Origin of the sequence: Arthrobacter antioxidans (assembly GCF_023100725.1) — a bacterium.
In the GTDB taxonomy this organism is placed as follows: domain Bacteria; phylum Actinomycetota; class Actinomycetes; order Actinomycetales; family Micrococcaceae; genus Arthrobacter_D; species Arthrobacter_D antioxidans.
Genome location: NZ_CP095501.1, coordinates 1,964,829 through 1,988,174 on the forward strand (window position 1 = coordinate 1,964,829; position 23,346 = coordinate 1,988,174).

The window sequence follows — 23,346 nt, forward strand, 5'->3', positions numbered from 1 at the left end:
GCGTCCTGACGCACGCGTGGCCTGCCGGGTGAGCGCGGACACCGGCCCCCGTGAGTCGTGAACCGGCGGACTTCGACATCATCCTCGCCGGCGGTGGTCTCGCCGGACGGAGCCTCGCCTATTTCCTCAGCAGGCAACCGGGTCTGGATGACGCGCGGATCCTCCTCGTCGACGACAGCCGCCACTACCAGCACCGTGCCATCGTCTACTGGTACGACGGCGTGCTGCCCCTGCACCTGACCCCGTCAGCGAGCTACACGACGCTCGCGGTCGATACAGCCACAGGATTGCGCAGGCTGTCACTCGATCGCCACACGCTGTCCCTGACCTCCTCACAGAGGATCTTCCGCTCCCTGGATCAGGTGATCGATGCCGATCCGCGCATCACGCGGCTCGACGCTCACGCCGCCCGGATCCATGCCAGAGGGGACCGGGTCGCGGTGACCCTCACCGACGGCCGATCCTTCACGGCCTCGCACTGTTGCGACAGCACCGCCCCTCCGTCCGGAGTGGCCCCTCCCCTGCTCATGACCGGCGAGATCAGACAGGTCCGGACCGTGCGCGACTCCTTCGACCCGGCGGTGGCCACCTTCATGGACTTCAGGTCGGGCGACGGCGAGCACCCTGCCCGCTTCCATTGCCTCCTGCCGGTGTCCGCACGCGAAGCCTTCGTGGAGACGACGAGAATCACGCGCGGCGATACACCAGCCATGGGTGGGCCCTTCGAAACGGCGGCCTCGGAGTATCTGCGCAGCACCTGCGGAGTGACGGACTTCTCCACGCTGACCGTTCAACGGGGTGCGATCCCGCTCGGCCTGCATCGCCAGGCGTCGCGGGGACGGCACCTGTATGTGGGTACGGCCTCCGGGATCATCAAGGCCACGACCGGGTACGGCTTCACCCGCATACTCCACCAGGCCGAGCGTGTCGCGTCGTCGTTCGCCGCGACAGGATCGCCACGCAGCCCCGAGCCGTCGCGCCGCTTCCACTTCTACGACAAGCCCGTCCTCGGGATGTGGCTGCACGACCCCGAAGCGGCAGTCCGCTTCATGAGGGCCGCATTCGCAGCGCTGGACGTCGATCTGATCCTCGACTTCCTCGACGAACGCACCACCCCGCTGCAGGAACGCGAGCTCCTCGGAGCCATGCCGGTCCGGATGCTCCTGCGCCCGCGCCTCTGGCTGTGACTCCCGGACGCGTCCGGCCTCCTGTCGGATCGCGCAGTGCGCCTCGTGCTGTCCTCAACGACGCGGTGGTGGCCGCAATGGTGACGAAAGTCCCTACAGGGCCGTCCCGCCTCGCAGGACACTGGGACGCAACCCTTTCGGGAGTGGTCGTCGTGCGACGCCGGCAGGAAGCACACGGGAAGCATCCGCCGGTCGGCAACCACTTCACGAGCGAACAAAGGACAGATGAATGAGCTCGACAGAGCGCCCGATCGCCCCACCAATGCCCGCAACACCCCCGATCCACCTCGATCCCTCCACCGAAGACGACACGTTCAGGACCATCGGTCTCAGGCCCAGCGGATCCGACCTCAAACGCCTCATGGAGCGTCGGCGGGAAGCAGAGCGGAAGCTCGCCCTGCACATCCAGAAATATCGGGAAACACACCCGCTCCCCTCCAAGGAGTGACCCAGAAGCTCGCGCCCGTGCCGGTGTGAGGGCTGCTCCTACCTCATCCAGGCACCACCACGGAGGACGCCCGCCATGAGTTCGAGTTCGTCGAGTACCACTCCCCCTCCCGCTCGGACGCCCATGCGGGCAGGTCCGCTGGTCATGGTCCTGGTCGGCGCCCTGCTCGTCTCGGTAGCAGGGGGCCTGGCGTTCGGCGGTCTGCTCATCAGCGCTCTCGCCGGGTTCCAGCGGGATGGACAATTCCTGAACACCTCCACGGAACGGTTCGAGTACGACTCCTACGCACTCACCACCCAGCCGCAGGACATCCGGCTGGACACCGGGGAGGGCGCCCTCCCCGCGGGTATCGCAACGGTCCAACTGAAGGCCACAGGCGTACCGAGCACGAAGGCGGTCTTCGTCGGCGTGGCCAGACAGGCCGACGTCGACGCATACCTGTCGTCCGTGCAGCACACAGAATTGATCGAGGTACGGACCGACCCCTTCCGCGCCGCATACCGTGACATCCCGGGTTCCTCCGTTCCGGCCTCGCCCGCCGAACAGACGTTCTGGACGGCATCGGCCTCCGGCACCGGGACGCAGGTGATCTCCGTGGACGTGCGCTCCGGGAGCTGGGCGGTCGTGGTGATGAACGCCGACGGCAGCCAGACCGGCGCCGTGGACCTCCAGGCGGGTGTCCGGTCGGGCCTCTTCGGGCCCGTCGGCATGACGCTGCTCCTGGTGGCGGGCCTCCTGGTGCTGGTCGGCGTCCCCCTCCTGCTGATCGGGGCGAACGCGCTCGGCAAAGGGCTCGTCCCGTCCCCGGCAGCCGGCGGGAACCGGCGTGGAGGGCTGACGGAGGACGCCCACCACACCGCGTCGGGCGATCCGATACGTGACTTCCTGCCCTACCCGGCGCGGCTCACGGGCTATCTGCAACCCAGACTCTCGCGGTGGCTGTGGCTGGTGAAGTGGTTCCTCGTCATCCCGCACCTCGTGGTGCTGTGGCTGCTCTGGACCGCGTGCTTCGTGAGCACGGTGGCCGCCGGCGTCGTCATCCTGTTCACCGGGCGCTACCCGGCCGGCCTGTTCGCCTTCACCGTGGGCGTCTTCCGCTGGACGTGGCGGGTGCAGTTCTACGCCTCCGCGCTCGGGACGGACCTGTATCCGCCCTTCACCCTCGCCCGCGTCCCGGACTATCCCGCCGATTTCGAGGTCCCCTACCCGTCCCGGCTCCACCGCGGCCTCGTCCTCGTGAAGTGGTGGCTGCTGGCCCTCCCGCACCTCCTGATCGTCGCCGCCCTGACGGGTGCCGCGACCACGACCGTCGTCGTCGCCCCCGGGTCCGGCGACCTGATCAGGACCACCGCACCGTCTCTGCTGGGCCTGCTGGTGATCATTGCCGGGGTCGCCCTCCTGTTCACGGCGCGCTACCCCGCGCCGCTCTTCGGCCTGGTGATGGGGATCCACCGCTGGACGTACCGCGTGGCAGCCTACGTGTTCCTGCTGCGTGACGAATATCCACCGTTCCGCCTGGACCAGGGGGCGGAGGAGACGGAGGCCCGGCCACGCGAAACCGGTGGGTGGGAAGCCGTGGGGATGAAGGCGCCTCCACCCCGTCCGCCCGGCTCCTGATCGTCCTCGACATCTCCCACCCGACGAATCACGACGGAAAGGCCCATCGACCATGACACCCACCCACCCCCACGAGATCCTGGATCTCGCCCTCCTGCAGCGTGGCACGGAGGGCACCGCAGTGCTGGGCCGCAGTACTCCTGTGAGTGTGGAGATCCGCGCGACCCGCCGCGTGCGGGTGACCTCGGTCCAGTTCACCCTCGTGCACTCGCTGGAGCTCACGCAGATGCGGGGCAATCAGTTCGGTGGGACCTACCATGCCGCAGAGCGCAGCTCGAAGGACATCGGGAGCACGCTGGTCCGCACCGGCACCACCCTGCGTGAGGGCGAGTCGTGTTTCGAGGTGAGCCAGCTGATGGTGCCCGCCGACGCGATCCCCACTCTTCACGGAAAGCTTGCGCTGTCCGGCTGGGCCGTGCGCGTCCGGGTGTCCTCCGACGGCAATCCGGACGTCGTCCGCTCCCAGCCGCTGGTCGTGCAGTCCGACGGATCCACGGCCGACGGCGAACCCGACACCCACCCGACGGACGGACGCCACCCCGGAGCGGACCTGCACGTGGTGGAGCTGTCCACGCGCTCCGTGCATCCAGGGGTGGAGCTGTCCGGTGTCGTCACGGTCGGCGAAACCAAAGCACGCGCCCTGGACATCAGCATCGTCATGCAGGAGGAAGTGATGTTCTGGGCCGGCCAGCGTCCCCAGGAGGACCGTCACCCCGGGAATTTCCTCATCGAGGAGACGGTGATCGACCAGGTCCGTCTCCCGGCCCATGCGGCCAGGGGATCGATGGTCCCCTTCACCCTCACGGCCGGCACCGTTCCCGCTCCGACGGTCACCTCACCCGTCCTACGGGTTCGCTGGTTCCTGCGGGCTGCACTCGAGGTACCGTTCCGGCGCGACCCTGAAGTGACCGTGCCCCTGGCCGCGGGCACCAGGATCCATTCCCGGGCCTGATCTATCGCACGACGACGACGTTGCCGCCGGCATGGTGCAGTACCGCATGGACCGTGGATCCGAGCCGGATACCCAGTGTGTTGCCGCCCTTGGCCCCGAGGACCACACACGCGGCCCTCTCGGTCTCCTCCACGATGCGACCAGGCACTGACGCAGCGAGGACGAGGTCCCGGGTTGCGGTCAGGCCCGCGCGCTCGCCGAGCAGCGCGGAGGCCTGCTCCAGGATCGGATCCTGCTCCACCTCCCGCGACGACGCTTCGGCAATCCCGTCCCGGTGAGGGGCGCCCACGTGCAGGAGCCGAAGCGACTTGTGCAGGATGCGGGCCAGCTCGGTCGCGACCATCACCGCCCGGTCGCTTTCGGGAGAACCGTCGACCGCGACCAGGACGGTGTCGTGCGTCGGACGGGCATCACGGACCACCATGACGGGACAGGACGCGGTGGAGACGAGGTGGAGGCTCACCGATCCGATCAGCAACCCGGAGAAGCCGCCGAGGCCCCGCGTCCCGGTGACGAGGAGGGAGGCCTCGTTCGAGAGCGTCGTCAGGACGCCGGTGGGTGCACCTGTCACCATCCGGTCATGCACCTCGAGATCCGGCTCGGAGCGGCGCGCCAGATCGAGTCCTTCCGCCAGGATCCGGTGTGCATCCCCGCGCAGCCCGCTGTCCTCGACGCCCGCCACCGGTCCCAGCCGATCCGTGAAGTACGGCCAGATGAAGGCGTGCGCGACGACGAGCGGCACCTCGGCCGCCCCGGCATAGCGGGAGGCCCACAGGACGGCTCTCTTCGATTCGTCGGAACCGTCATAGCCGACCATCACCGGCTTGCCTTCGCGCATCCCCGCGGTGCCGCCCCTGCCGGACGTCATGCCGAGACGCCGGCGGGCTGGGCGGCGGCGGGATCGCCGTCGGGTGACCCGAGCGGGCCGTGCGCGATGATCACCGGGCAGGCGGAACGCTCGGCGACGGCGGAACTCACAGACCCGAGGAGGAGTCCCACGAACCCACCGTGACCGCGCGAGCCGACGACGACCATCGACGCCGTCCGGCTCTCCTCGATGAGCACCTGGGCCGTCGGCCCCTGCAGCACCCGGCGCTCCACCACGCACGGTGGCTCCTCCCCGAACGCCGCCGACAGCGCGTCGTCGAGTGCCGTCTCGGCGAGTTCGTCGGGGTTCCAGGTGATGGGGGCGAAGGTGCCGAAACCTATGGGGTACTGCCACACCGTCACGGCCCTGATGACATCACCGGCGAGGGGGACGAGGCTGCCCGCGAGTTCCAGAGCGGCGATCGACTGCTCCGACCCGTCGACGCCGACCACGAGGACGCGGGGCTTGCGGGGTGGGGTGGTCATGTCCATGATGGGGGTCTGCTCCTTCGCGACAGGTGAACGTGCGCCCCGTCATCGTCTCCAGCCCCTCATGTGCTGGGTAGGGTCGAAAGGCCCGCCCGATGTTGGGCCGTTGTGCCCTGACGACGCGCACGGTACCGGATGATGATGGTGCTTGAACACGAGGCACCCCGGCCCGGTAGCGCCGGGCGCGTCGACGACGTCGGAGGTTGGAGATGGACTACCCCGTGACCGGAGTGCATCCCGAGGATGCCACGGTGTTCATCCTCGACGACCATGAGCTGGTCCGGCGTGGGTTGCGCGAACTGTTGGAGAGCGAGGGTTTCTCCATCATCGGAGAATCCGGATCGGCCGAGGAGGCGGCCCGGAGGATCCCTGCCCTGTCGCCGGACATCTCGATCCTCGACGCGAGGCTGCCCGACGGCACGGGCATCGAAGTGTGCCGCGACGTGCGCTCGGTCGACCCCTCCCTGGCGTGCGTGATCCTGACGAGCTATGACGACGACCAGGCGTTGCGCGGTGCGGTGCTCGCGGGTGCCTCCGGGTACATCCTGAAGGAGATCCTCGGATCCGACCTCGTCGAGAAGGTCCGCCGGGCGGCGTCCGGTCAGTCGTTGTTCGCGGCCGGCGTGACGGAACGGATCACCTCCGGGCTCCAGGACGCCCCGGTCGAGGACCCGCGGCTGGAAGGCCTGACCAGTCAGGAGAAGAAGGTCCTGGCACTCATCGGGGCCGGGCTGACCAATCGGGAGATCGGCGCGGAGCTGTTCCTCGCGGAGAAGACCGTGAAGAACTACGTGTCGTCCCTGCTGTCGAAGTTGGGATTCCAGCGCCGCACCCAGGCAGCGGTGTTCATCTCCCGCCCGTCGGGTCCACCGTCTCCGTCGCATTCAGAGGGATCCTGAGGCGGATCTCCGTTCCCTCCCCGGGTTCACTGAGGATGGAGATCGTGCCGTCGCAGAGTTCGGCACGGCGCTTCATGTTGGCGATGCCGCTGGTGCGGGTGGGATTCTCGAACCCGCGGCCGTCGTCGGTGATCTTCAGCTCGAGGTGGTCGTTGATCGCTCGCAGCGTCACCGTGATGGTCTGCGCGTCGGCATGGCGCAGCGCGTTCGACAGCCCTTCGAGCAATACGGCCCTGACATGGTCGGCGCGCTCATCGTCCAGCGCCGCGTCGAGCGGGCCGGACAGCTGGAGGACCGGAGCAAGATCATGGCCGTCGAAGGCATCCGCGACGAGGGAGAAGATCGTCGAGGTGAACGTCGGAGTGACCTGCGGAACCGTGCGCAGCGAGTAGATGGTGTCACGCAGTTCCCGGATGGTCTCGTCCAGTTCCGTCGTCACCGCGGAGATGCGGGTCAGAGCCTCTCCGTCGGGCGTGTACTTGCGCAGGCTCTGGATGCTCAGTCCGGCCGCGAAGAGCCGCTGGATGACCAGGTCGTGCAGGTCCCGTGCAATACGGTCACGGTCGCCGAAGACGGCCTCCTGTTCCCGCTGGCGGTGGACGCGCAGCAGTTCGAGGGCCAGGGACACATGGGATACGAAGGTGGTCATCATCTCGTGGTCGACGTCGGAGAACGGCGACCCACCCGATGGTCGGCCGACGACGAGGAAGCGGCGGTCGCCGTCGCCCGGGAGCTTGCTGCACAGGGCCGTCCCGATCATGCCTTCCGGAGCGCCGGGCAGCACCTGCGCGAATTCGTCAGCATCCAGGACGATGGGTGACAGCGTGGTCGGAAGCCTGTCGAGCAGCGTCGGATCCAGGTTCGACTGGCCGAGAAGGGCCTCGACCTCGACACCGTCCACTGCCTCGCAGCCCACCCCCCGGTGGCTACCGAAATCCCTGAGGACGGCCGCGAGGATACTCTGCGACGCGTTCAGCGCGTGGGTGGCGAGGATGTCCAGGTCGTGCCGTGCTTCGTCGTGCTGGCCGAGCAGTTCCCTCACGGCATTCAACCCGCCCTCGAGCCACCGGGTCCGCCGATTCGCTTCATCGAAGAGCCGCGAGTTCTCGATCGCGACCCCCGCGGCGGAGGCCAGGGCCACGACGAGCTGTTCGTCGTCGACGGAGAAGTCCTCACCTCCGTTCTTGTCGGTCAGGTACAGGTTCCCGAAGACGCGGTCGTGGATGCGGATCGGGACACCGAGGAAGGACTTCATCGGCGGGTGGTCCGCCGGGTAGCCATAGGCGAGGGGATGTTCGCGCAGATCGGAGAGGCGGAGCGAATGCGGCACGGAGATCAGCAGGCCGAGGATCCCGTGTCCCGTCGGGAACTGGCCGATCCGCCGGATCTCGTCGTCCTCCAGGCCCACCGTCGTGAAGTGACCGAGTGTACGGTCCGGGCCGATGACTCCGAGGGCCCCGTAGCGGGCATCCACCAGTCGGCAGGCCGCCGAGATGACGCGTTCCAGAACCGTGTCGAGCCCGAGGTCGTCCGCTATGGCTGCGAAGGCGGCGAGGAGGTCTTCCATCCCGGCGAGCGCCGTCGTCCGCGAGGGCGCTCCGTTGGGCAGTTCTTCAGAATAGGTGACCACGTGCCGCACTCCGTACTGTCGACGTGATGTCCCGCCCCCAGGAGAATCACGATCCGTCATCCATGACGAGACCTGACCTGCTGTCCGGCAAAAGGGTCAGAGTGCCCTATCCGGCCCGTAGGTCACTTCGTAGTGTCGATCTATGGAAGCCGAGAATACACCTACGGAAATCCTTCCAGCGCATGAATGCTGGAAATTGCTCCGGGATGCTCCCTTCGGGCGCCTCGCTCTGTGCGTTCAGGGGATTCCCGGCATCTTTCCGGTCAATTTCGTCGTGGATCACGGCACGATCGTCTTCCGGACCTCGGAGGGGACGAAGTCCCGATTCTCCGAGAAAGCGCCGGTCGCATTCGAGACGGACGGCTTCGTCGACGGCGGAGCGCGGGTGTGGAGCGTGATCGTTCACGGGCAGGCTACGACCATCAACCAGACGAGTGAACTCCTGGACACCGTCCACCTGCCGCTGCATCCGTGGGAGATGGGCCGTAAGGACCGCTTCATGCGACTGGTTCCCGAGACGATCACCGGACGTTCATTCGCTCCGCTGTACGCGTCGGCGAACCGTCAGGAGGCTCGGGCTCGCGATGAGTGAGGACCAGGGTGGGGCAGGGTGGCTCCAGGAGCAGCGTATGCGTGACCGAGCCGAGGGACATCGCTGATCGCGCACCGCTCCCGTGGCGGCCGATCACCAGCAGATCCGAGCCGGTGCCATAGAGCGCGAGCGCCTCGACGGGCGTGTGCAGGTCATCGACGACCCAGCTCACGAGGAGGTCCGGGTAGCGTGTGCGCACGGCCAGGAGCATCGGCGCCGCACCGACCGCCATACGTTGCGGTGACGAACCCAGTGCGGTCACCACCGTCAGGCCCATTCCTGCCGAGTGGGCCTCCTCGGCCGCTCTCATGAGAGCGGCCCGGGACACCTCCGAGCCGTCCACACCCACCACCACTCCCCCTCCGGCCTGGCCGGAGTCCGTCCGATAGCCATAGGCCGGCGGCACGACGGCGACGGGCGTCGCGGAGTTCAGCGCCACCTGCAGGGCCACGGAGCCCTTGTACTCCCCGCTGGTGGGATCCCTCCGGTCCGCGCCCACGACGATCATGGGTGCGGCGGCCGAGAGGCCCAGGAGCGCCTCGACGACGTCGCCGCAGTGGAGATACGTACTGACCCGCAGACCCGGGTACCTGTGGGCGACGCGCGACGCTTCGCGGCTGACCATCACTCGCCCGGCGATCACCTCGTCGCCGTAGAGGCGGCCCGGTGGCATCAGGGACGGGTCGGTGATGGCGTGCAGGACCGTCAGCGGGGCGTCGAGGGCCGCAGCACGTGCGGCCGCCCATTCCACCGCAGGTCGGTCCGCCGCGGAATCGCGCATCGCGACGAGCATCGGTTCGGAGCGCTGGACCGGTGGTTTCGTTGCTGTCGCCTCTGGAAGGACCGTCGTCATGGTGCATTCCTCACATGCTTGTTCTGATCAGGAACGATGACGGCTCGCCCCCACGCGCATCCTTCCCGGCGGCGGCGACGGCCGTCGGACCGACCCGGAGGGCGTCCGTGAGTCTCAGGCGTCGCGGGGAGGGGCACCCTCCCACGATCACAGATCCGGGGAATGCTGATCAGGGCCTTTGGGCCCTGATACGGAGGCCGAAGTATTTGTAGCGTCGATAAAAGGCACCCTTCCGTCCCGGAATCACCGGGTACGACGCCGCGATCGAACCATCACTACGGACGAAGGACGACACCGTGTCAACAACGCCACGCCAGGACAGCTACTGGGACATGCCCGGCGCCCTTCATGCGTCGGAAGCCCTCACCCCGTCGCAGTGCTGGGCGCTGGCTACGACGCAGTCGCTCGGGCGTCTCGGCTTCTTCCACGAGGGGTTCCTGAACATCTTCCCCGTCAACTACTTCGTGCTCGATGAGCACCTGTATTTCCGGACCAGGGCCGACGGCACCATTGCCAGCAGCTATCTCGAGCACGCAGGATTCCAGGTCGACCTCACCGACCGGAACACCCAGAGCGGGTGGACCGTCCTGGCCAACGGACCAGCCACCCGCGTGGAGGACCCGGCCCTCCTGACCACCCTGTGGGGGAAAGTGTCGGAGGAGCCGTGGGCGCCCGGTCTGCGCGACCTCTTCTACGAGATGGCGCCGATCCGGCTGCGTGGTCGTCGCCTCTCGACCGCACGCTAGCCCTGATTGCCATGTCGACGATCCGGCTCGGAACCAAGGGGCCAGCTGCGGCCCATACCTCGACGACGGCGGACGCGGAAGGACACACCCTGGACACGAGGGCAGTCCGTGAACGGGCGCTGCATGGCGAACGTCCTCGTGGACTGGCCCCGGTCTGCCTGACCTGCGGCTCGGACGACGCCCTCGTCTATTCCACCTACTCCGAACAGGTGGTCCTGCCCAACGGCCGGACCCGACATGCCCGGGCGAGATACTGCTGCGCCCGCTGCGGGCGCAGCCGTGATCACGAGGTACCGGCCGGCTGGCGCCCGCCGGGCTGGTTCTGGTGCACCTGACGGGACACGTGCAACCGGCCCCGCCTCGGTGCACCCCGCGCTCGCCGTTGAGCCCCGGGGTGCACCTGTTCACTGCCCTGCACCTCACGGTGCAGGAGGAATGACCCCCAGGGGGAAGGGCGCCGGTGCCGTGCCCTGCGCAGTCAGACGCGCGGTGATGGACTCGGGGTGCAGGTCGGCCCGCACCGAGTCCCACGCCTGGGCTTCGCTCAGGTCGAGGACGACGTTCGTTCCCGGTGACAGGGTGGCTGCCCGTCTCACCACGAGGTCGAGCGCGTGCAGATTGACCGCCGACACGCAGCCGTGGACGAGGATCTGCACGATGTGGGCCTCGGCGTCGGCGCTGACGAGGATCTTCAGCTTCCGGTTGGAGGCCGACGGGTGCATCGCCATGGCGCGCCGCCGCATCGTCTCGTCCGATTCCGCACCGAGCGCGGATGTCCCGGAAGCCATCGCTCCCCGGCGGTAGGCGGTCCTCGCCGATCCCTGGGTCACGCCGGCGGACGTGATCGGACGCCTTCTCACCGGTCCAGCATTTCTGCGTGGTCGTCCCACCGCAGGCGTTCGCGCCCATCGGTGGTGAACCTGCCCAGTTCCTGCGCACGACGGCGTGCCTTCAGGAACACGAGCTCTTCCCCTGAGAACCAGTACTCCCCGTGGGCGTCCGCATGCAGGCTCTCCCCGATGGTTGCTTCCACCCGGTTGACCAGGGTGCGCGGAAGGACTACGCACCCCGGATTCTCAAGAACCCATTGCTGAACGCCCGGATCGATCCTGGTCCAGATTGAACTGATGTTGGTCACTGTGCGAACCTCTCGGATCGGTGTCTCGCCTTGCACGAACATCACACGCGAGACCTCAACCGACGACTAGGGCCTTAAGTCCCATCCGACGTCGTCCACCGCCCGCACCGTGGGTTACGTAGGCAGGAGAGAGGACCTTCGACCCTGCAGACATCACCATGCCTGGCGCACAGTGGACGCATGACGATGTCACTCGACAACCATGCCCTCGGGGGTGGCAGAAGGCGCGCAGCAGATGATCACGCGTCACTCGAGGACCTTCTGCGCCAGGCGGTGCGCCGCGCAGCCGACTGCGCGAGCCTCGACATCACCGTGACCGAGGGCATCGTGATGCTCTCCGGGGTGGTGCTACGGCGCGAGGACAGGTCGCGCGCCGGTTTCGCCTGCTGGTGTGACCCGACCGTCCGCGCCGTCTACAACAACCTGACCGTCGCCTCGAGCCCTGCGTGAGCACCTCGGGCGATGCCCTGACCTGTCAGCCGATCAGGACCTAAGGCCCCTGCACGCCTTCCGTAACGCGTCCTAGGCTGACGCTCATGCTGCAGCGCAGGATCCTCGCCGCGCAACCGGGTGGCCTGTCGGAAAGGCGCTCCCGGGTGGCCTGTCGGAAAGGCAGAAAGACATGAGCACAGTGACGATCGTCGGAAGCGGCAAAATGGCCCGGGGTATCGCCCTCCGCATGCTGCATGCCCGATGCCAGGTCAGGATCCTCGGGAGGAACGGGGAGCAGACGCGCGCCCTGGTGGAAGAGCTCGGACCCGGCGCCCAGGGCGGCTACCCGGGCGAACCCATCGACGGCCACGTCGTTGTCCTCGCCATCCCCTACGCCGACATCAGGGAGCTCGTCCTCGAGTACGGGGCGGGCCTCGATGGGAAGATCGTAGTGGATATCAGCAACCCGGTCGACGTCGCCGGCTTCGATCGGCTGCTCACGCCGGCCGGCACGTCCTCGGCGGAGCAGACCGCGGAACTCCTGGGAGACCGGGCCGATGTGGTGAAGGCCTTCAACACCGTGTTCGCCGGCACACTCCAGGAGGGCAAGGTGGCCGGCGAACCGCTCGATGTCTTCCTGGCGGGCGACTCCGAGGATGCCAAGGCCGTGGTCAGCAGACTCGTGGCGGGTTCGGGTCTGCGCCCCGTCGACGTGGGGCCGTTGCGCCGTTCACGGGAACTCGAGGCGATGATGCTCCTGATCATGGGGCTGCAGGTCGGCGATGCCCACCCGCACTTCAACTGGGACACCGCGCTGAAGATCCTTCCGTGACCGCCCTCGCAGGCACACAGCCCTCCGGGCGCGACAGCCGCAGTGCCCGCTGACACCCCCGCCCGGTCAGGCGGCCCACCGGGTCCCGACCGGGCGGAGACTCTCGCCCGGCCACCTCTCCCCGGAGGACAACGGGACACGCCGTCGGGGGCTCCCGGGGTACAGGGCCGGACCTCGCTGCCGCGACTCCCCTGGCTGGTCGTCCTGACGTGCGTCGTGATCGTGGTGACGATCCTCCTCGATGCGGCGGGGGCCGGTGCCGCCGCGCAGATCACTGCGACGTCCTACTCCCTGGCCGTCGCAGCCGTGCAGGCCTTCGGCATGCTCCGGGACATCCGGAAGGGCCACTGGGGCGTGGACCTCCTGGCGCTGATGGCCATCATCGCCACGGCCGTCACCGGCGAGTACTACGCGAGCATCGTCGTCGTGCTGATGATCGCCAGCGGGCAGGCCCTGGACGACTTCGCGTCCGCACGCGCCCAGACCCAACTCCGGGCACTGCTCGAGCGGGCACCTCGCTCGGCTCACCGGATCACGGAGGACGGACGGGAGTCGGTCGCGGGCGAGAGTGGGCCGATCGAGGACGTACCGATCGACGACCTCCAGGTGGGCGACCTCCTGCTGGTGAGACCCTCGGAGGTCGTCCCCGCGGACGGGACCCTGACAACGGACTCCGCGACACTCGACGAGTCCATGCTCACGGGTGAGAGCCTGCCCGTCGACAACCGGCGTGGTGCACACATCCTCAGCGGATCCCTGAACGGCGCGGACGCCCTGATTCTGCGGGCGACGGCGACTCCGGCGCAGTCGCAGTACAGCCAGATCGTCGCGCTCGTCGCCGAGGCGTCGGCCAGCCGGTCACCGACGGTCAGGCTCGCCGACCGGTTCGCCGTTCCCTTCACCGCCTTCGCGTTGGCCCTCGCCGCGCTGTCGTGGTTCCTGAGCTCCGATCCGACGCGGGCTGCCGCAGTCCTGGTCGCTGCCACGCCCTGCCCCCTGCTGATCGCTGCTCCGGTGGCGTTCCTCGGGGGAATCAGTAGGGCGGCCCGCGCCGGCATCATCATCAGGAGCACCCAGGCGTTGGAGCAGCTCGCGCGGGCCCGGAGCGTGGCCTTCGACAAGACCGGCACCCTGACCTCCGGCACACCGCTGGTGGGCGGGATCGTCCTCGCCCCGACGGCGGGGCCCCTTACCGAGGACGAGGTCCTCGCCTTGGCGGCCTCCGCGGAGCAGTATTCCACCCACGTCCTCGCCGCGGCCATCACGGCCGAGGCCGCGCGCCGCGGACTGGCGCTCCGTCCGGCGAACAGGGCACAGGAGTTCGCGACCGACGGCGTCCGCGCGGAGGTCGCGGGGACCATGATCGCCGTCGGCAAACGCCGTTTCGTGGAAGGCCTCGTCGGGCGCGTCCCGGACCCTTCCCTGTCACCGGGGGAGACCGCCGTCTACGTGGGGGTCGGCGAGCGCTTCGCCGGGGTCATCCTGCTGCGGGACACCCTGCGCAGCGCGGCGCCCTCCACCGTCAGCTCGCTCGTCGCCCTCGGCGTGCGCGAGGTGCTCATGCTCACCGGGGACGTCGAAGCCACCGCGCGCCACATTGCGCGGGAGGCGGGCGTGACCACGATCCACGCCGATTGCCTGCCCGGGGACAAGGTGGAGATCGTCCGGACCCTCCCCGAGCGTCCCGTCATCATGGTGGGTGACGGCGTCAACGATGCCCCGGTGCTCGCTGCCGCCGACGTCGGCATCGCCATGGGGGCGAGGGGATCGACGGCGGCCAGCGAATCGGCGGAGGTGATCATCACCGTCGACGACCTCGCGAAGGTCACCGAGGCCGTGCTCATCGGCAGGAGGACCCTGCGCATCGCACTGCAGAGCATCGGGATCGGCATCGCCCTGAGCCTCGTGCTGATGATGGCCGCCGCCCTCGGACTCGTGCCCCCGCTGGCCGGCGCATTCGGCCAGGAGGGCATCGATCTGCTGACGATCCTCTACGCGCTGCGTGCGGCACGTGCCCCCCGGTCCGGGGCCCCCCGCACGTAGGGACATCACCCCTTCCCGGTTTCCTCGACATCACCTCGTTCTCAGGGTGAAAGACCCGTCGATTCCCTGAAGGACAACGGTCAGGTTCCCCGACGCCGTCGTCCGGCCGGGCGCTCGACCGGCAGTGACGGACCGCGCGGACCATCGCCTCCCACACCCCGCCATCTACAAGGCCCGCCCACTGGGCTACTGGGCGGTCCACGGGGAGCGCGAGCCGCAGGCGGCGGGTGCCTGAGCGGGAGGGCAACGCCACGGGCGTGACCGGCTAGCGTGGGGACCATGACGCAAGAGTTCCGGTACGAGGTCGAGATCCTGCACCTGCTCGTCTCGCCCGGGCACGCCTACTTCGGACGTGCCCGGGACGGAGCAGCCGAAGTGGCCACCGTCGACGCGGACCGCGCGGAGGTCGTGGCGGGCAAGGGCATCGTGGGTGACCGGTTCTTCGGCAAGGCCGCCCACATGGACGCCGCCGTGACGCTCTTCGCCATCGAGTCGCTCGAGGCCATCGCGGCGGAACTGGGAGCGGCCCCCTTCGATCCGCTGCTTCCGCGCCGCAACGTGGTCCTCCGGGGCGCCGAACTCACGCCGCTCATCGGCCATGACTTCGTCCTCGAGGGCGCCGGCGGGGGTGTCACCCTGCACGGCGGCCGGCACGCCCACCCCTGTGCCTGGATGGACCGGGTCCTGGCGCCGGGCGCCCATCCGGCCATGCGCGGCCGGGGTGGTCTGCGGTGCCGGCCATTGAGCAGCGGAACCCTCCATCGGGGGCCGGCCGTCCTGGTCAGCCCCGTGCCGCTGGACCCGGCACGGGCGCCGGTGGCATCGGTGCTCAGGCCCTCCCGGCTGCCCTGAGGCGTGTTCCGGCGCTGCTGCGCGGGCACCCGGAGAAGCAGGGACCGGTGCCGTTCACCCTCGGGAGGTGATCCCGGGAGCGCTCGGCCGTCGCACGCTGGGGAGGAACCGCCGGGACAGGACCGGGCGCTGCCATCCCCGGCCGTCGCGGTGAGAAGGGCACGGGGAACGCCCGGGGAAGGAGCCGACCAGTGCCCGCACCCGCCACAGCACCTTCCCGGCCCACCGCGCAGGAGGACTGCACGGGGGAACGCGCGGTCCCGAAGGATTCCGGGCGGGGCCGCGCCGGCGAACCGCACCCGCCACCTGGCCCCTTCATCACGGACCGGTCGCGCACGATCGGCGAGCTGACGATCCTCTGCCTCCCCGGATCGGATGTCCCCGCCCTGCAGGCGCGGGAACCCACGGGCCGGCGACTCCAGGCCGTCATCCCGCTCAACGGGCCGATCACCCTGGGTGGGCCTGCGGGGCCCCTGCTCGCCCTGACGCAGGGGGCGCTCGCCGTCGTGCAGGGAGACCTGCGCCTCGGGCGCGACGGCGGAGAGGCCGCGATGATCCTCCTCCTCCGCCTGCCGGCGCACGTCCTTACAGGCCGTGGGCTCCGGCTGCGCGGCGGTCCTGCACGCGCCTGCCCGGGCAGGTCCCTCTCCCTGCCGCTCGGCGAGTTCGCGTACGCGCTGCTGCGGTCGGTTCCCGCCCCCGGGGATACGAGGACGTCCAGGGCCACCGAACGCAGCATCGTGGACCTCCTCGCGGGCGCTCTTCTCGAGTCCGACCCGCCGAGGACCGACGGCGCGGCGCTCAGAACGCTCCTCCGCGAACGCGCGGTCCGCATCGTCGAGCGGCGGTTCGCGGATCCGTCACTGCGACCGGCAGGAATCGCCCGTGAGCTGAATGTGTCGCTACGGCACCTCCAACGCAGTTTCGAGGGGTCGGGCACGACGCTCGCCCTCGAGATCAGGCGCGCTCGCAGCGAATACGCCGCGCTCCTTCTGACCACGCCCACCGGCGCGGACTGCTCGGACCTGCGGATCGCCCTCCGCTCCGGTTTCACCTCGGCCGATCAGTTGCGCGCCGCCTTCGAAGGGCACTTCGGCGTGTCGACCGCGCGCTGCAGCCAACCGCGCGTCGCGGAGGTGCTGCAGGCCTCCGCCTGAGGGGTCACGGCGGGACGACGGGGACCTGGCGGCCGACCGACGACCCGGACCGGCGCAGTTCCGACGGCGGGACACCGAATCTCGCGCGCACCCGTGAGCGCAGTTCGAAAGCGGACGAGAAACCCGACCGCCGCGCGACCTCGGCGACCGTCAGCTCACGTGAGGCGGGTGCGGCGAGCAGCATGGAGGCGTTCTCGGTCCGCCGGTTGCTGATCTCCGAGGCGATGGTCGTCCCGCTTCCCTCGAAACAGCGCTGCAGGTGCCTGAGCGAGACGCCGACGTCGGCCGCGATGGCCGCCGGCGTCAGCAGGGCATCGCTGAAGCGTTCATCGATCAGGTCGATCGCCGCGCGCCGCACCCGGCGGCGCTGGTCCAGCCGTGGGTCCGTTTCCTCGTGCGCCTCGCCGTACACCGCGACCACGAGATTTTCCAGGACCCGGGCCGCGACGACGTCACTGATCGGACCGGAGTCCCCCGGCCCTTCCGCGAGCGCGGAGGCGAAGGCGGCGACGGGGCCGGCGAGCGCCCCTCCGCGCTTCTCGCACAGCCCGGCGTGGACCGGGACACCACGTTCGCGCAACCTGGTCGTCGTGACGAGCACATGGACCCAGCGCGCGGGTGCCGGGCTCTCCATGACGACGTCGCGCGGTTCGGTGAGGATGACGGCCTCGCCCCGGTGGACGGACACCGGGGCGAGGCCCGGCGCGCGTACCTCGGCACGTCCGTGGACGAGGAAACCGAGGTAGGTCATGCCCTGGAGCTCGGGCCCGGTCACCGTGAGCCTGGGCGCCGAGTGCGCCGTCGTCGCCACGACCATGGTCCCTACCCGGCGGACCGTCCCCCCGTGAGCCAGGTCCTCCCACATGAGGTCACCTCCTGTCGCCGTTCCCTGCATCGCCGGAGAGGCCCGTGACGGTGAATTCCACGCTCACCGGCGGTCGGGCGGCGCGATGGCCGACGGCGGGGCCGCCTGCTCGTCCGGCCTGCGCGACGGCCGCTGCGGCGGGCGGCGGCGCGGTCGAGGCCAGCGCGTGGAGGAAGCGGACGAGGAGCGCGATCCAGCAGAAGATGATGACCGAGGTGCACAGCTCGAACGCGGTGAGATTGAGGTAGCCGACAGGGCTCCACAACGCCGTGCAGACGATCAGGGCGCCCAGCGACCCGTAGGTACCGATGTGGAAGCACGCCGGCAGCCCGGCGAGGACCACCGGGCTGAGGATCATCAGTGACGCGAAGGAGATCGTCATGCCGACGGCGCACGAGATGTGCAGCAGCCCCCTGCCGTGCGACGGGAAGATTCCCACGCCCACGAGGAGCATGCCGCTCGCCGTGATGCTGGCGAAGGTGACATCCGCGCTCCACGCATGGTGCAGCACGTGCCGCCCGTGCAGGCGTCGCAGTTCCCGCTGGAGATGCGACGCGAAGGTGGTGAGGAAGATGCCCGCCACGACCAGCGTCACGTTGAACAGTCCGCCCGATCTCTCGCTCGGGTCGCCGAGCCTGCTGAAATTGTGCTGCCACCACGTCCGGTCCTGGACGGTCGCCATGCCGGCCACGACGCTGAGCATCACGAGAACGACGAAGAGGCCGTACAACCTGCCGAGGGTGAGCGAGAACACCGAGGTGTAGGTCCAGTACGCGGCCAGTCCGCAGCCGAACCCCACGATCATGGCTGCCGCGAAGGGGTGGAGACGCAGGCCCTCGAAGCCTCGCTGGAGCAGGAGGTAGCCGATCGGGGCGGTGGCGGCGATCACGGCGTACACGAGGGCCACCGACAGTCCGTCCAGGAGCCGCCGCCAGGTGGCCTGCATCTGCCGGTAGTCGTGGCCCGGCTGGTTCCTCGACCGCGAGTAGCCCACGAGCCCGACGACGAGTCCGGCACCGAAGGCGCCCGCGGTCGTGGCCGCACCGATCGATGTCCCGCCCCAGAGCGGGGCGGGACTCCCGTCGAAGAGGATCGCGGCCGCGGCAGAGCCCGCCGCCGTGACCACCGCCGCGACGATGGCGGCTTCGGTCTCGACCCTCACGGGTGACACCGGCCCGGCGGCCGACCGGCCGTGTGCCGGATCCAGGTCCGGTGCCGCCGCTCCGCCGTCCCGGGTCCGCCGCGCGGCCGTGGTGCCGGGTGTGCTGCCGACGTTCATGGGTCTGCTCCTGACCTGGCGCGGGCCGCCGCCCGTGGTCCACAACCCCTTGCCCGTGATCCGCTCAGCGACTCCGGCCAGCTTCTGCCACGTGACGGGCGGCGCCCACACCCAGGACGGGTGATCCGCGCCAGCATGAGGGTGAATCGGCGACCGGCGGCACCGGCACGCGGGGCGGAGGGACATACTGGGAGCCCCGTCGGCCGGCGAGCCGACGGGGCCACGACCCGTCGAGATGAAGGGATCGTCATGTCGAACCAGAACAAGGTCAAGGGCGCCAATGCAACGAAGCCGTGGTGGCACCGGCTCACCCTCCGCCAGATCACCGCGGTCCTGCTCGCCATCCTCGCCGTGATCTTCATCGGCCAGAACAGGCAGGAAGCGACCGTCTCCCTGCTGTTCGTCACGGTGACGCTCCCCCTGTGGATCACCCTCGCGTGCGCCACCGTCGTCGGTATCGCCGTCGGGTGGCTGGCCCACCGCCGGTCGGCCTAGTGGACCCCCGGGAGAGCGGCGCCCTCGACCTGCTCAGCCCGGTCCGCGCCACCGACCCGTCCGGCGGCAGGCGCTTCAGCTCGACGGGGCACCTCCCGCCCCGCCTCACGGTGAGCGGCCTGCTGCGCGACGCCCATGCAGCCTATGCCGCGCTCGACGACGGCACGGTGGCCGACTACATCCCGTCGCTCGCAGCCGCCGATCCCGGCCGTTTCGGCATCAGTGTCTGCGGGGTGGACGGTACCTCGTTCTCGATCGGCGATGCGCAGGACGCGTTCTCCATCCAGTCCATCTCGAAGGCCTTCACTTTCGCCCTGGTGTGCGACGCCATCGGCCACACCGTCGTCCGGGAGGCCGTCGGGGTGAACAACTCGGGGCTGCCGTTCGATTCGGTGATGGCACTCGAACTCAACGGTGGCAGCCCCAGGAATCCGATGGTCAACGCGGGGGCGCTCGTCATGATCAGCCTCGCCCCCGGTGACTCGGCCGCAGCCAAGTGGCAGTTCCTCCAGGAAGGCATGTCCCGCTTCGCCGGTCGACGACTGCTGCTCGACGGCCAGGTCTACGACTCGGAGGCAGCGACCAATCACCGGAACCGTGCGCTCGCGGCGCTGCTCAGGAGCTACGGGCACATGTCCTACGATCCCCTGCTCACCACCGACATCTACACCCGGCAGTGCTCGCTCCTGGTCTCGGCCAGGGACCTCGCGGTGATGGGCGCCACGCTGGCCGATGGCGGGGTCAACCCCCTGACGCACGAGCGGGTCGTCGATCCGTCCGCCTGCCGGGACACCCTCGCCGTCATGGCGACCTCCGGGCTGTACCAGCGCTCGGGCGACTGGCTCTACGAGGTGGGGCTGCCGGGCAAGAGCGGCGTGTCCGGCGGCATCGTCACCGTGGCACCGGGCAAGGGCGGAATGGCCACCTACTCGCCGAGACTCGACGCAGCCGGTACGAGCGTCCGTGGGCAGCACGCCACACGGAGCCTGGCGCGGAGTCTCGGCCTCGATCTCTTCGCGTCCGCGCCGGAACCCGACGCGGCGCCCCCGGGCAGACCGGCGGAGCACACCGGTTGAGCGTCGGGGCCCGGCGGGATCGCTTCGGCGGGTCACGGGAGCCGGCCCCTCAGCCGCCGCCCTCACCGAAGTGCACGTCCTCCGCCGGGGTGACGTCCGCCGTCCGGCCCGGCGCGGATTGGTGCTGCCAGTAGAGGTTGGTATGCCGGATGACCTGATCCGGAGCCGGCGCTCCGAAGGCGCTGAGATCCTCGGTGGTGTGCGCGTCGCCGACCAGCGTCACGTCGTAGCCCCGGACGAACGCCCCGTGGATGGTCGACCGGATGCACGCGTCGGTCTGCGCACCGGTGACGACGAGGCGCCCCACTCCTGCCAGACCGAGGACGGACTCGAGGTCGGTGGCCTCGAAGGAATCTCCGTAGGTCTTGTGGACCAGCGGATCCGAGGCGAGGCGCTCGAGCTCGGGCACGAGCTGCCACGCGTCGCTGCCCTTCTCGAGCCCGGCGTCGGAGTGCTGGACCCAGACGACGGTGACGTCGGCGTCGCGTGCCCTCGATACCAGTCCGCGGATGGACGAGAGCACCGCGTCGCGGGCGTGCGCTTCACCGACCACTCCGTTCTGTGCGTCGATGACCATCAGTGCGGTGTTCGGACGGTTCTGCAGCGTGGTCATCGGCACTCCTGGACGCGGCGAGGAGCGGGGGCCCGCTCCGGTGGGTATCGGCTGAGGGAAGCGTAGCCGCCGGGCGGACCTGGGCCACGCGGAATGCGGACAGGACCGTTCCGCGACAGCCCGCCCTGCTGCGGGACGGTCCTGCGGGTGGACCCTGCGGTGGCCGCCGGCACCGAGGATGCCGCGCTCCACGGTCTTCGCCGCAGCGTCCGCCCGGGTGAGGGAGCCGGCCGCGACGGCGGGGTCGAGCTTCTGCTGCATGCCCGGCGACAACCACTACGCTGGTGCCATGCCCCGCAGCACCCCCCTTCGCCCAGCCGACCCGTCCCCGTCCCGGCCTGGACGGGCGCAGGCGGTCCCGGTCGCGTGGGGCATCGCCGACGTCGCCCTGATCCTCGTCTTCGCCGCCTCGGGCCGTCGCACGCACGAGCACGGTGTCACCGTCGCGGGCGTGCTCGAGACCGCCTGGCCGTTCCTCCTCGCCTACGCGGCTGCGACCCTGGCCGTACGGGCCTGGCGTTCGCCGGGCGCCCCCTGGCCCACCGGGGTGGTCCTCTGGGTGGCGACCGTCGCCGGCGGACTGGCGGTGCGCGCCCTGTCGGGCGGCGGGGTCGCGCTCAGCTTCCAGGTCGTCACGCTGATCGTCCTCGGTGCGTTCCTGCTGCTCCCGCGCGTCGTCCTCCGCGTGGTCCGGCGCCGCCGGCGGCCGGTAGCGTAGGTCCGATCCCTCTCCGTCCCCCGAAAGGCATGCCATGATCACCGCATTCGTCCTCATCCAGACCGACGCCTCCCGCATCCCCGAGAGCGCGCAGGCGATCTCGGAGATCGCGGGCATCAGCGAGGTGTACTCGGTGACGGGCGAGTGGGACCTCATCGCCATCGCCCGCGTGAGCCGCCACGAGGACCTGGCCGACGTCATCGCCGACCGCCTGTCGAAGATCGAGGGCATCCGCTCGACGACGACGCAGATCGCCTTCCGGTCCTACTCCCAGCACGACCTCGACGCGGCCTTCTCCCTCGGGTTCGACAGCGAGTAGGCACCGCATCGCCCCGGCCGAACGGTCGGTAGGAACGGTCAGTACGAGCGGCTGACCTCGACCCAGCGCTCCAGCACTGCCGCGGCGGCTCCGGAATCGATCGACGTACGCGCCCGCTGCATGGCCGCGGTGATGCGCTCCACGAGACTTCCCTCCGCGGCGGGATCCAGGGCCACGAGCCCGGCTGCGGCATTGAGGACGACGGCGTCCCGCACCGGCCCGGTCCCGCCGCCCAGTACCGACCGGACGACCGCGGCGTTCCCCGCGGCGTCGGTGCCGCGCAGCGCATCGACGGGCACGACCTCGAGCCCGAAGTCCTGGGGGTGCACCTCGTGGGCCGAGACCAGGCCGTCGCGGACCTCCCACACCGTGGAGGACCCGCTGGTGGTCAGCTTGTCCCTGCCGTCGTCGCCCCGGAAGACGAGCGCCCGGATCCCCCGCGCCGCGAGGACGCCGGCCATGAGGGGCGCCATCCTCGCGTCCGCGCACCCGAGCGCCTGCGCGCTGACGCCTGCCGGGTTGCTCAACGGCCCCAGGAAGTTGAAGGCCGTGGGGATGCCGAGTTCACGCCGCGGCACCGCGACGTGCTTCATGGACGGGTGGAAGACCTGCGCGAAGCAGAACGTGATGCCGGCCCGTTCCGCCGTCCGGGCGACGTCGGCCGGCGGCAGGTCGAGCCGCACCCCGAGCTCCTCGATCACGTCCGCGGCGCCGGAGGCGGACGAGGCACCGCGGTTCCCGTGCTTGACGACCCTCGCCCCGGTGCCCACCGCGACCAGCGAGGACATCGTCGAGATGTTGAGCGTGCCCAGTCCGTCGCCTCCCGTCCCCACGATGTCCAGCGTGGGGCCTCCCACGCGGATCCGGTGCGCCCGGCCGAGCATCGCCTCGACCAGTCCGGTGAGCTCGTCGACGGATTCCCCCTTGGCTCGCAGCGCGACCAGGAAACCCGCGATCTGGGCGTGGCTCGCTTCGCCCGCCATGATCGTGTCCATCGCCCAGCGGCTCTGTCCCACGCTCAGGTCGGTGCCCGCGAGGAGGGACGAGAAGATCGACGGCCAGGTGGGTTGCACCGCGGCGGGGCTTGTTGTCAGGCTCACCGTCCAAGATTATCTACGAATTGTAGAAAGTCATCCCGGGGAACTTCCGCGGAATCACGGGCGTAACACGTCCCCCAGCGCGCCAGGGCCTGTGCGGCGGCCGTTTCGCGTTGGTGATCGCCCTGATCTTGGGGACATAATGAGTCT

The 23,346-nt window shown here is 69.7% G+C and carries 26 protein-coding genes; 16 read left to right on the plus strand and 10 right to left on the minus strand.

Translation table 11 applies throughout. The annotated features are described in order from the left end of the window. The first annotated feature begins 50 nt into the window (after positions 1-50). The 4 genes from MWM45_RS08985 to MWM45_RS09000 all read left to right on the plus strand — a co-directional run bounded on the left by MWM45_RS08985 (position 51) and on the right by MWM45_RS09000 (position 4,204). The gene (locus tag MWM45_RS08985; RefSeq protein ID WP_247826159.1) at positions 51-1,187 is read left to right on the plus strand and encodes a lycopene cyclase family protein; all 1,137 of its coding nucleotides are present in this window, start codon (positions 51-53) and stop codon (positions 1,185-1,187) included. 229 nt (positions 1,188-1,416) lie between these two features. Beyond that, entirely contained in the window at positions 1,417-1,635 is a 219-nt protein-coding gene (locus tag MWM45_RS08990; RefSeq protein WP_247826160.1) for a hypothetical protein, read from the plus strand. A 75-nt stretch (positions 1,636-1,710) separates the two neighbouring features. Beyond that, complete coding sequence (locus MWM45_RS08995; protein WP_247826161.1) at positions 1,711-3,252, plus strand: DUF4389 domain-containing protein; 1,542 nt, start codon at positions 1,711-1,713, stop codon at positions 3,250-3,252. 52 nt (positions 3,253-3,304) lie between these two features. Beyond that, positions 3,305-4,204 carry a hypothetical protein gene (locus tag MWM45_RS09000; protein ID WP_247826162.1) on the plus strand — a complete coding sequence of 300 codons (900 nt, stop codon included), beginning with the start codon at positions 3,305-3,307 and terminating at the stop codon, positions 4,202-4,204. 1 nt (position 4,205) lies between these two features. On the opposite strand, the gene MWM45_RS09005 is transcribed toward MWM45_RS09000, so the two are convergent. Both MWM45_RS09005 and MWM45_RS09010 read right to left on the minus strand, forming a co-directional pair. Beyond that, positions 4,206-5,072 (minus strand): universal stress protein, encoded by an 867-nt coding sequence (locus MWM45_RS09005; RefSeq protein ID WP_247826163.1) that lies wholly within the window; start codon positions 5,070-5,072, stop codon positions 4,206-4,208. Next, positions 5,069-5,557: a universal stress protein gene (locus MWM45_RS09010; protein WP_247826164.1), complete on the minus strand. Its 489-nt coding sequence runs from the start codon at positions 5,555-5,557 to the stop codon at positions 5,069-5,071. Before MWM45_RS09010 ends, MWM45_RS09005 begins: the two co-directional genes overlap by 4 nt. A gap of 212 nt (positions 5,558-5,769) precedes the next feature. Between MWM45_RS09010 and MWM45_RS09015 the strand changes: the two genes are divergently transcribed. After that, complete coding sequence (locus MWM45_RS09015; protein WP_247826165.1) at positions 5,770-6,459, plus strand: response regulator; 690 nt, start codon at positions 5,770-5,772, stop codon at positions 6,457-6,459. Here MWM45_RS09015 and MWM45_RS09020 read toward each other — a convergent pair. Next, a complete protein-coding gene (locus MWM45_RS09020) occupies positions 6,407-8,089 on the minus strand; it encodes a GAF domain-containing sensor histidine kinase (RefSeq protein WP_247826166.1) in 1,683 nt (560 codons plus the stop codon). The genes MWM45_RS09015 and MWM45_RS09020 overlap by 53 nt on opposite strands. Before the next feature lie 142 nt (positions 8,090-8,231). Between MWM45_RS09020 and MWM45_RS09025 the strand changes: the two genes are divergently transcribed. Beyond that, positions 8,232-8,681, plus strand: coding sequence for a pyridoxamine 5'-phosphate oxidase family protein (locus tag MWM45_RS09025; RefSeq protein WP_247826167.1), 450 nt, complete (start codon positions 8,232-8,234; stop codon positions 8,679-8,681). Here MWM45_RS09025 and MWM45_RS09030 read toward each other — a convergent pair. Next, a complete protein-coding gene (locus tag MWM45_RS09030; protein WP_247826168.1) occupies positions 8,611-9,534 on the minus strand; it encodes a universal stress protein in 924 nt (307 codons plus the stop codon). The genes MWM45_RS09025 and MWM45_RS09030 overlap by 71 nt on opposite strands. 296 nt (positions 9,535-9,830) lie before the next feature. Between MWM45_RS09030 and MWM45_RS09035 the strand changes: the two genes are divergently transcribed. Then, a complete protein-coding gene (locus tag MWM45_RS09035; RefSeq protein ID WP_247826169.1) occupies positions 9,831-10,280 on the plus strand; it encodes a pyridoxamine 5'-phosphate oxidase family protein in 450 nt (149 codons plus the stop codon). 419 nt (positions 10,281-10,699) lie between these two features. Here the strand turns inward: MWM45_RS09035 and MWM45_RS09040 are convergent, their stop codons facing one another. Together MWM45_RS09040 and MWM45_RS09045 are read right to left on the minus strand one after the other, a co-directional pair. Continuing rightward, positions 10,700-11,068, minus strand: coding sequence for a hypothetical protein (locus tag MWM45_RS09040; protein WP_247826170.1), 369 nt, complete (start codon positions 11,066-11,068; stop codon positions 10,700-10,702). 68 nt (positions 11,069-11,136) lie between these two features. Then, entirely contained in the window at positions 11,137-11,418 is a 282-nt protein-coding gene (locus MWM45_RS09045) for a hypothetical protein (protein ID WP_247826171.1), read from the minus strand. 180 nt (positions 11,419-11,598) lie between these two features. Between MWM45_RS09045 and MWM45_RS09050 the strand changes: the two genes are divergently transcribed. The 5 genes from MWM45_RS09050 (at position 11,599) to MWM45_RS09070 (ending at position 16,734) form a co-directional block, all read left to right on the plus strand. Then, on the plus strand, positions 11,599-11,868 hold the full coding sequence (locus tag MWM45_RS09050; protein ID WP_247826172.1) for a BON domain-containing protein: 270 nt from the start codon (positions 11,599-11,601) through the stop codon (positions 11,866-11,868). A gap of 172 nt (positions 11,869-12,040) precedes the next feature. Then, complete coding sequence (locus MWM45_RS09055; RefSeq protein ID WP_247826173.1) at positions 12,041-12,682, plus strand: NADPH-dependent F420 reductase; 642 nt, start codon at positions 12,041-12,043, stop codon at positions 12,680-12,682. Positions 12,683-12,724: 42 nt separating this feature from the next. Next, a complete protein-coding gene (locus tag MWM45_RS09060; protein ID WP_247826174.1) occupies positions 12,725-14,725 on the plus strand; it encodes a heavy metal translocating P-type ATPase in 2,001 nt (666 codons plus the stop codon). Positions 14,726-15,004: 279 nt separating this feature from the next. Then, on the plus strand, positions 15,005-15,577 hold the full coding sequence (locus MWM45_RS09065) for an MOSC domain-containing protein (protein WP_247826175.1): 573 nt from the start codon (positions 15,005-15,007) through the stop codon (positions 15,575-15,577). A 191-nt stretch (positions 15,578-15,768) separates the two neighbouring features. After that, a complete protein-coding gene (locus MWM45_RS09070; RefSeq protein ID WP_247826176.1) occupies positions 15,769-16,734 on the plus strand; it encodes a helix-turn-helix domain-containing protein in 966 nt (321 codons plus the stop codon). 4 nt (positions 16,735-16,738) lie between these two features. Here MWM45_RS09070 and MWM45_RS09075 read toward each other — a convergent pair whose 3' ends face one another. After that, positions 16,739-17,599, minus strand: a complete 861-nt coding sequence (locus tag MWM45_RS09075; RefSeq protein ID WP_247826177.1) for a helix-turn-helix transcriptional regulator — start codon at positions 17,597-17,599, stop codon at positions 16,739-16,741. Positions 17,600-17,603: 4 nt separating this feature from the next. Then, a complete protein-coding gene (locus MWM45_RS09080; RefSeq protein WP_247826178.1) occupies positions 17,604-18,878 on the minus strand; it encodes a DUF998 domain-containing protein in 1,275 nt (424 codons plus the stop codon). Between the two features lie 249 nt (positions 18,879-19,127). On the opposite strand from MWM45_RS09080, the gene MWM45_RS09085 reads away from it, so the two are divergent. Then, positions 19,128-19,373: a lipopolysaccharide assembly protein LapA domain-containing protein gene (locus MWM45_RS09085; protein WP_247826179.1), complete on the plus strand. Its 246-nt coding sequence runs from the start codon at positions 19,128-19,130 to the stop codon at positions 19,371-19,373. Then, positions 19,346-20,449 carry a glutaminase A gene (gene glsA / locus MWM45_RS09090; protein WP_269076542.1) on the plus strand — a complete coding sequence of 368 codons (1,104 nt, stop codon included), beginning with the start codon at positions 19,346-19,348 and terminating at the stop codon, positions 20,447-20,449. Before MWM45_RS09085 ends, glsA begins: the two co-directional genes overlap by 28 nt. A 49-nt stretch (positions 20,450-20,498) precedes the next feature. On the opposite strand, the gene MWM45_RS09095 is transcribed toward glsA, so the two are convergent. Then, a complete protein-coding gene (locus MWM45_RS09095; protein WP_247826180.1) occupies positions 20,499-21,062 on the minus strand; it encodes an isochorismatase family protein in 564 nt (187 codons plus the stop codon). A gap of 289 nt (positions 21,063-21,351) precedes the next feature. Here MWM45_RS09095 and MWM45_RS09100 point away from each other — a divergent pair, with 289 nt between their 5' ends. Both MWM45_RS09100 and MWM45_RS09105 read left to right on the plus strand, forming a co-directional pair. Continuing rightward, a complete protein-coding gene (locus MWM45_RS09100; protein ID WP_247826181.1) occupies positions 21,352-21,780 on the plus strand; it encodes a DUF3054 domain-containing protein in 429 nt (142 codons plus the stop codon). Positions 21,781-21,814: 34 nt separating this feature from the next. Then, positions 21,815-22,099, plus strand: a complete 285-nt coding sequence (locus MWM45_RS09105) for an Lrp/AsnC family transcriptional regulator (protein WP_043445421.1) — start codon at positions 21,815-21,817, stop codon at positions 22,097-22,099. Between the two features lie 38 nt (positions 22,100-22,137). Here the strand turns inward: MWM45_RS09105 and trpD are convergent, their stop codons facing one another. Continuing rightward, positions 22,138-23,199, minus strand: a complete 1,062-nt coding sequence (gene trpD / locus MWM45_RS09110; RefSeq protein ID WP_247826182.1) for an anthranilate phosphoribosyltransferase — start codon at positions 23,197-23,199, stop codon at positions 22,138-22,140. Positions 23,200-23,346 lie beyond the last annotated feature (147 nt).

Bases quoted from the DNA above. Each gene is read 5' to 3' on its own strand.
- MWM45_RS09040 (WP_247826170.1), bottom strand. From the start codon at position 11,068: ATGGCTTCCGGGACATCCGCGCTCGGTGCGGAATCGGACGAGACGATG.
- MWM45_RS09025 (WP_247826167.1), top strand. From the start codon at position 8,232: ATGGAAGCCGAGAATACACCTACGGAAATCCTTCCAGCGCATGAATGC.
- MWM45_RS09095 (WP_247826180.1), bottom strand. From the start codon at position 21,062: ATGACCACGCTGCAGAACCGTCCGAACACCGCACTGATGGTCATCGAC.
- MWM45_RS09085 (WP_247826179.1), top strand. From the start codon at position 19,128: ATGTCGAACCAGAACAAGGTCAAGGGCGCCAATGCAACGAAGCCGTGG.
- MWM45_RS09055 (WP_247826173.1), top strand. From the start codon at position 12,041: ATGAGCACAGTGACGATCGTCGGAAGCGGCAAAATGGCCCGGGGTATC.
- MWM45_RS09010 (WP_247826164.1), bottom strand. From the start codon at position 5,557: ATGACCACCCCACCCCGCAAGCCCCGCGTCCTCGTGGTCGGCGTCGAC.
- MWM45_RS08995 (WP_247826161.1), top strand. From the start codon at position 1,711: ATGAGTTCGAGTTCGTCGAGTACCACTCCCCCTCCCGCTCGGACGCCC.
- MWM45_RS08990 (WP_247826160.1), top strand. From the start codon at position 1,417: ATGAGCTCGACAGAGCGCCCGATCGCCCCACCAATGCCCGCAACACCC.
- MWM45_RS09050 (WP_247826172.1), top strand. From the start codon at position 11,599: ATGACGATGTCACTCGACAACCATGCCCTCGGGGGTGGCAGAAGGCGC.
- MWM45_RS09015 (WP_247826165.1), top strand. From the start codon at position 5,770: ATGGACTACCCCGTGACCGGAGTGCATCCCGAGGATGCCACGGTGTTC.
- MWM45_RS09075 (WP_247826177.1), bottom strand. From the start codon at position 17,599: ATGTGGGAGGACCTGGCTCACGGGGGGACGGTCCGCCGGGTAGGGACC.
- MWM45_RS09080 (WP_247826178.1), bottom strand. From the start codon at position 18,878: ATGAACGTCGGCAGCACACCCGGCACCACGGCCGCGCGGCGGACCCGG.
- MWM45_RS09065 (WP_247826175.1), top strand. From the start codon at position 15,005: ATGACGCAAGAGTTCCGGTACGAGGTCGAGATCCTGCACCTGCTCGTC.
- MWM45_RS09000 (WP_247826162.1), top strand. From the start codon at position 3,305: ATGACACCCACCCACCCCCACGAGATCCTGGATCTCGCCCTCCTGCAG.
- MWM45_RS09100 (WP_247826181.1), top strand. From the start codon at position 21,352: ATGCCCCGCAGCACCCCCCTTCGCCCAGCCGACCCGTCCCCGTCCCGG.
- MWM45_RS09105 (WP_043445421.1), top strand. From the start codon at position 21,815: ATGATCACCGCATTCGTCCTCATCCAGACCGACGCCTCCCGCATCCCC.
- MWM45_RS09005 (WP_247826163.1), bottom strand. From the start codon at position 5,072: ATGACGTCCGGCAGGGGCGGCACCGCGGGGATGCGCGAAGGCAAGCCG.
- MWM45_RS09030 (WP_247826168.1), bottom strand. From the start codon at position 9,534: ATGACGACGGTCCTTCCAGAGGCGACAGCAACGAAACCACCGGTCCAG.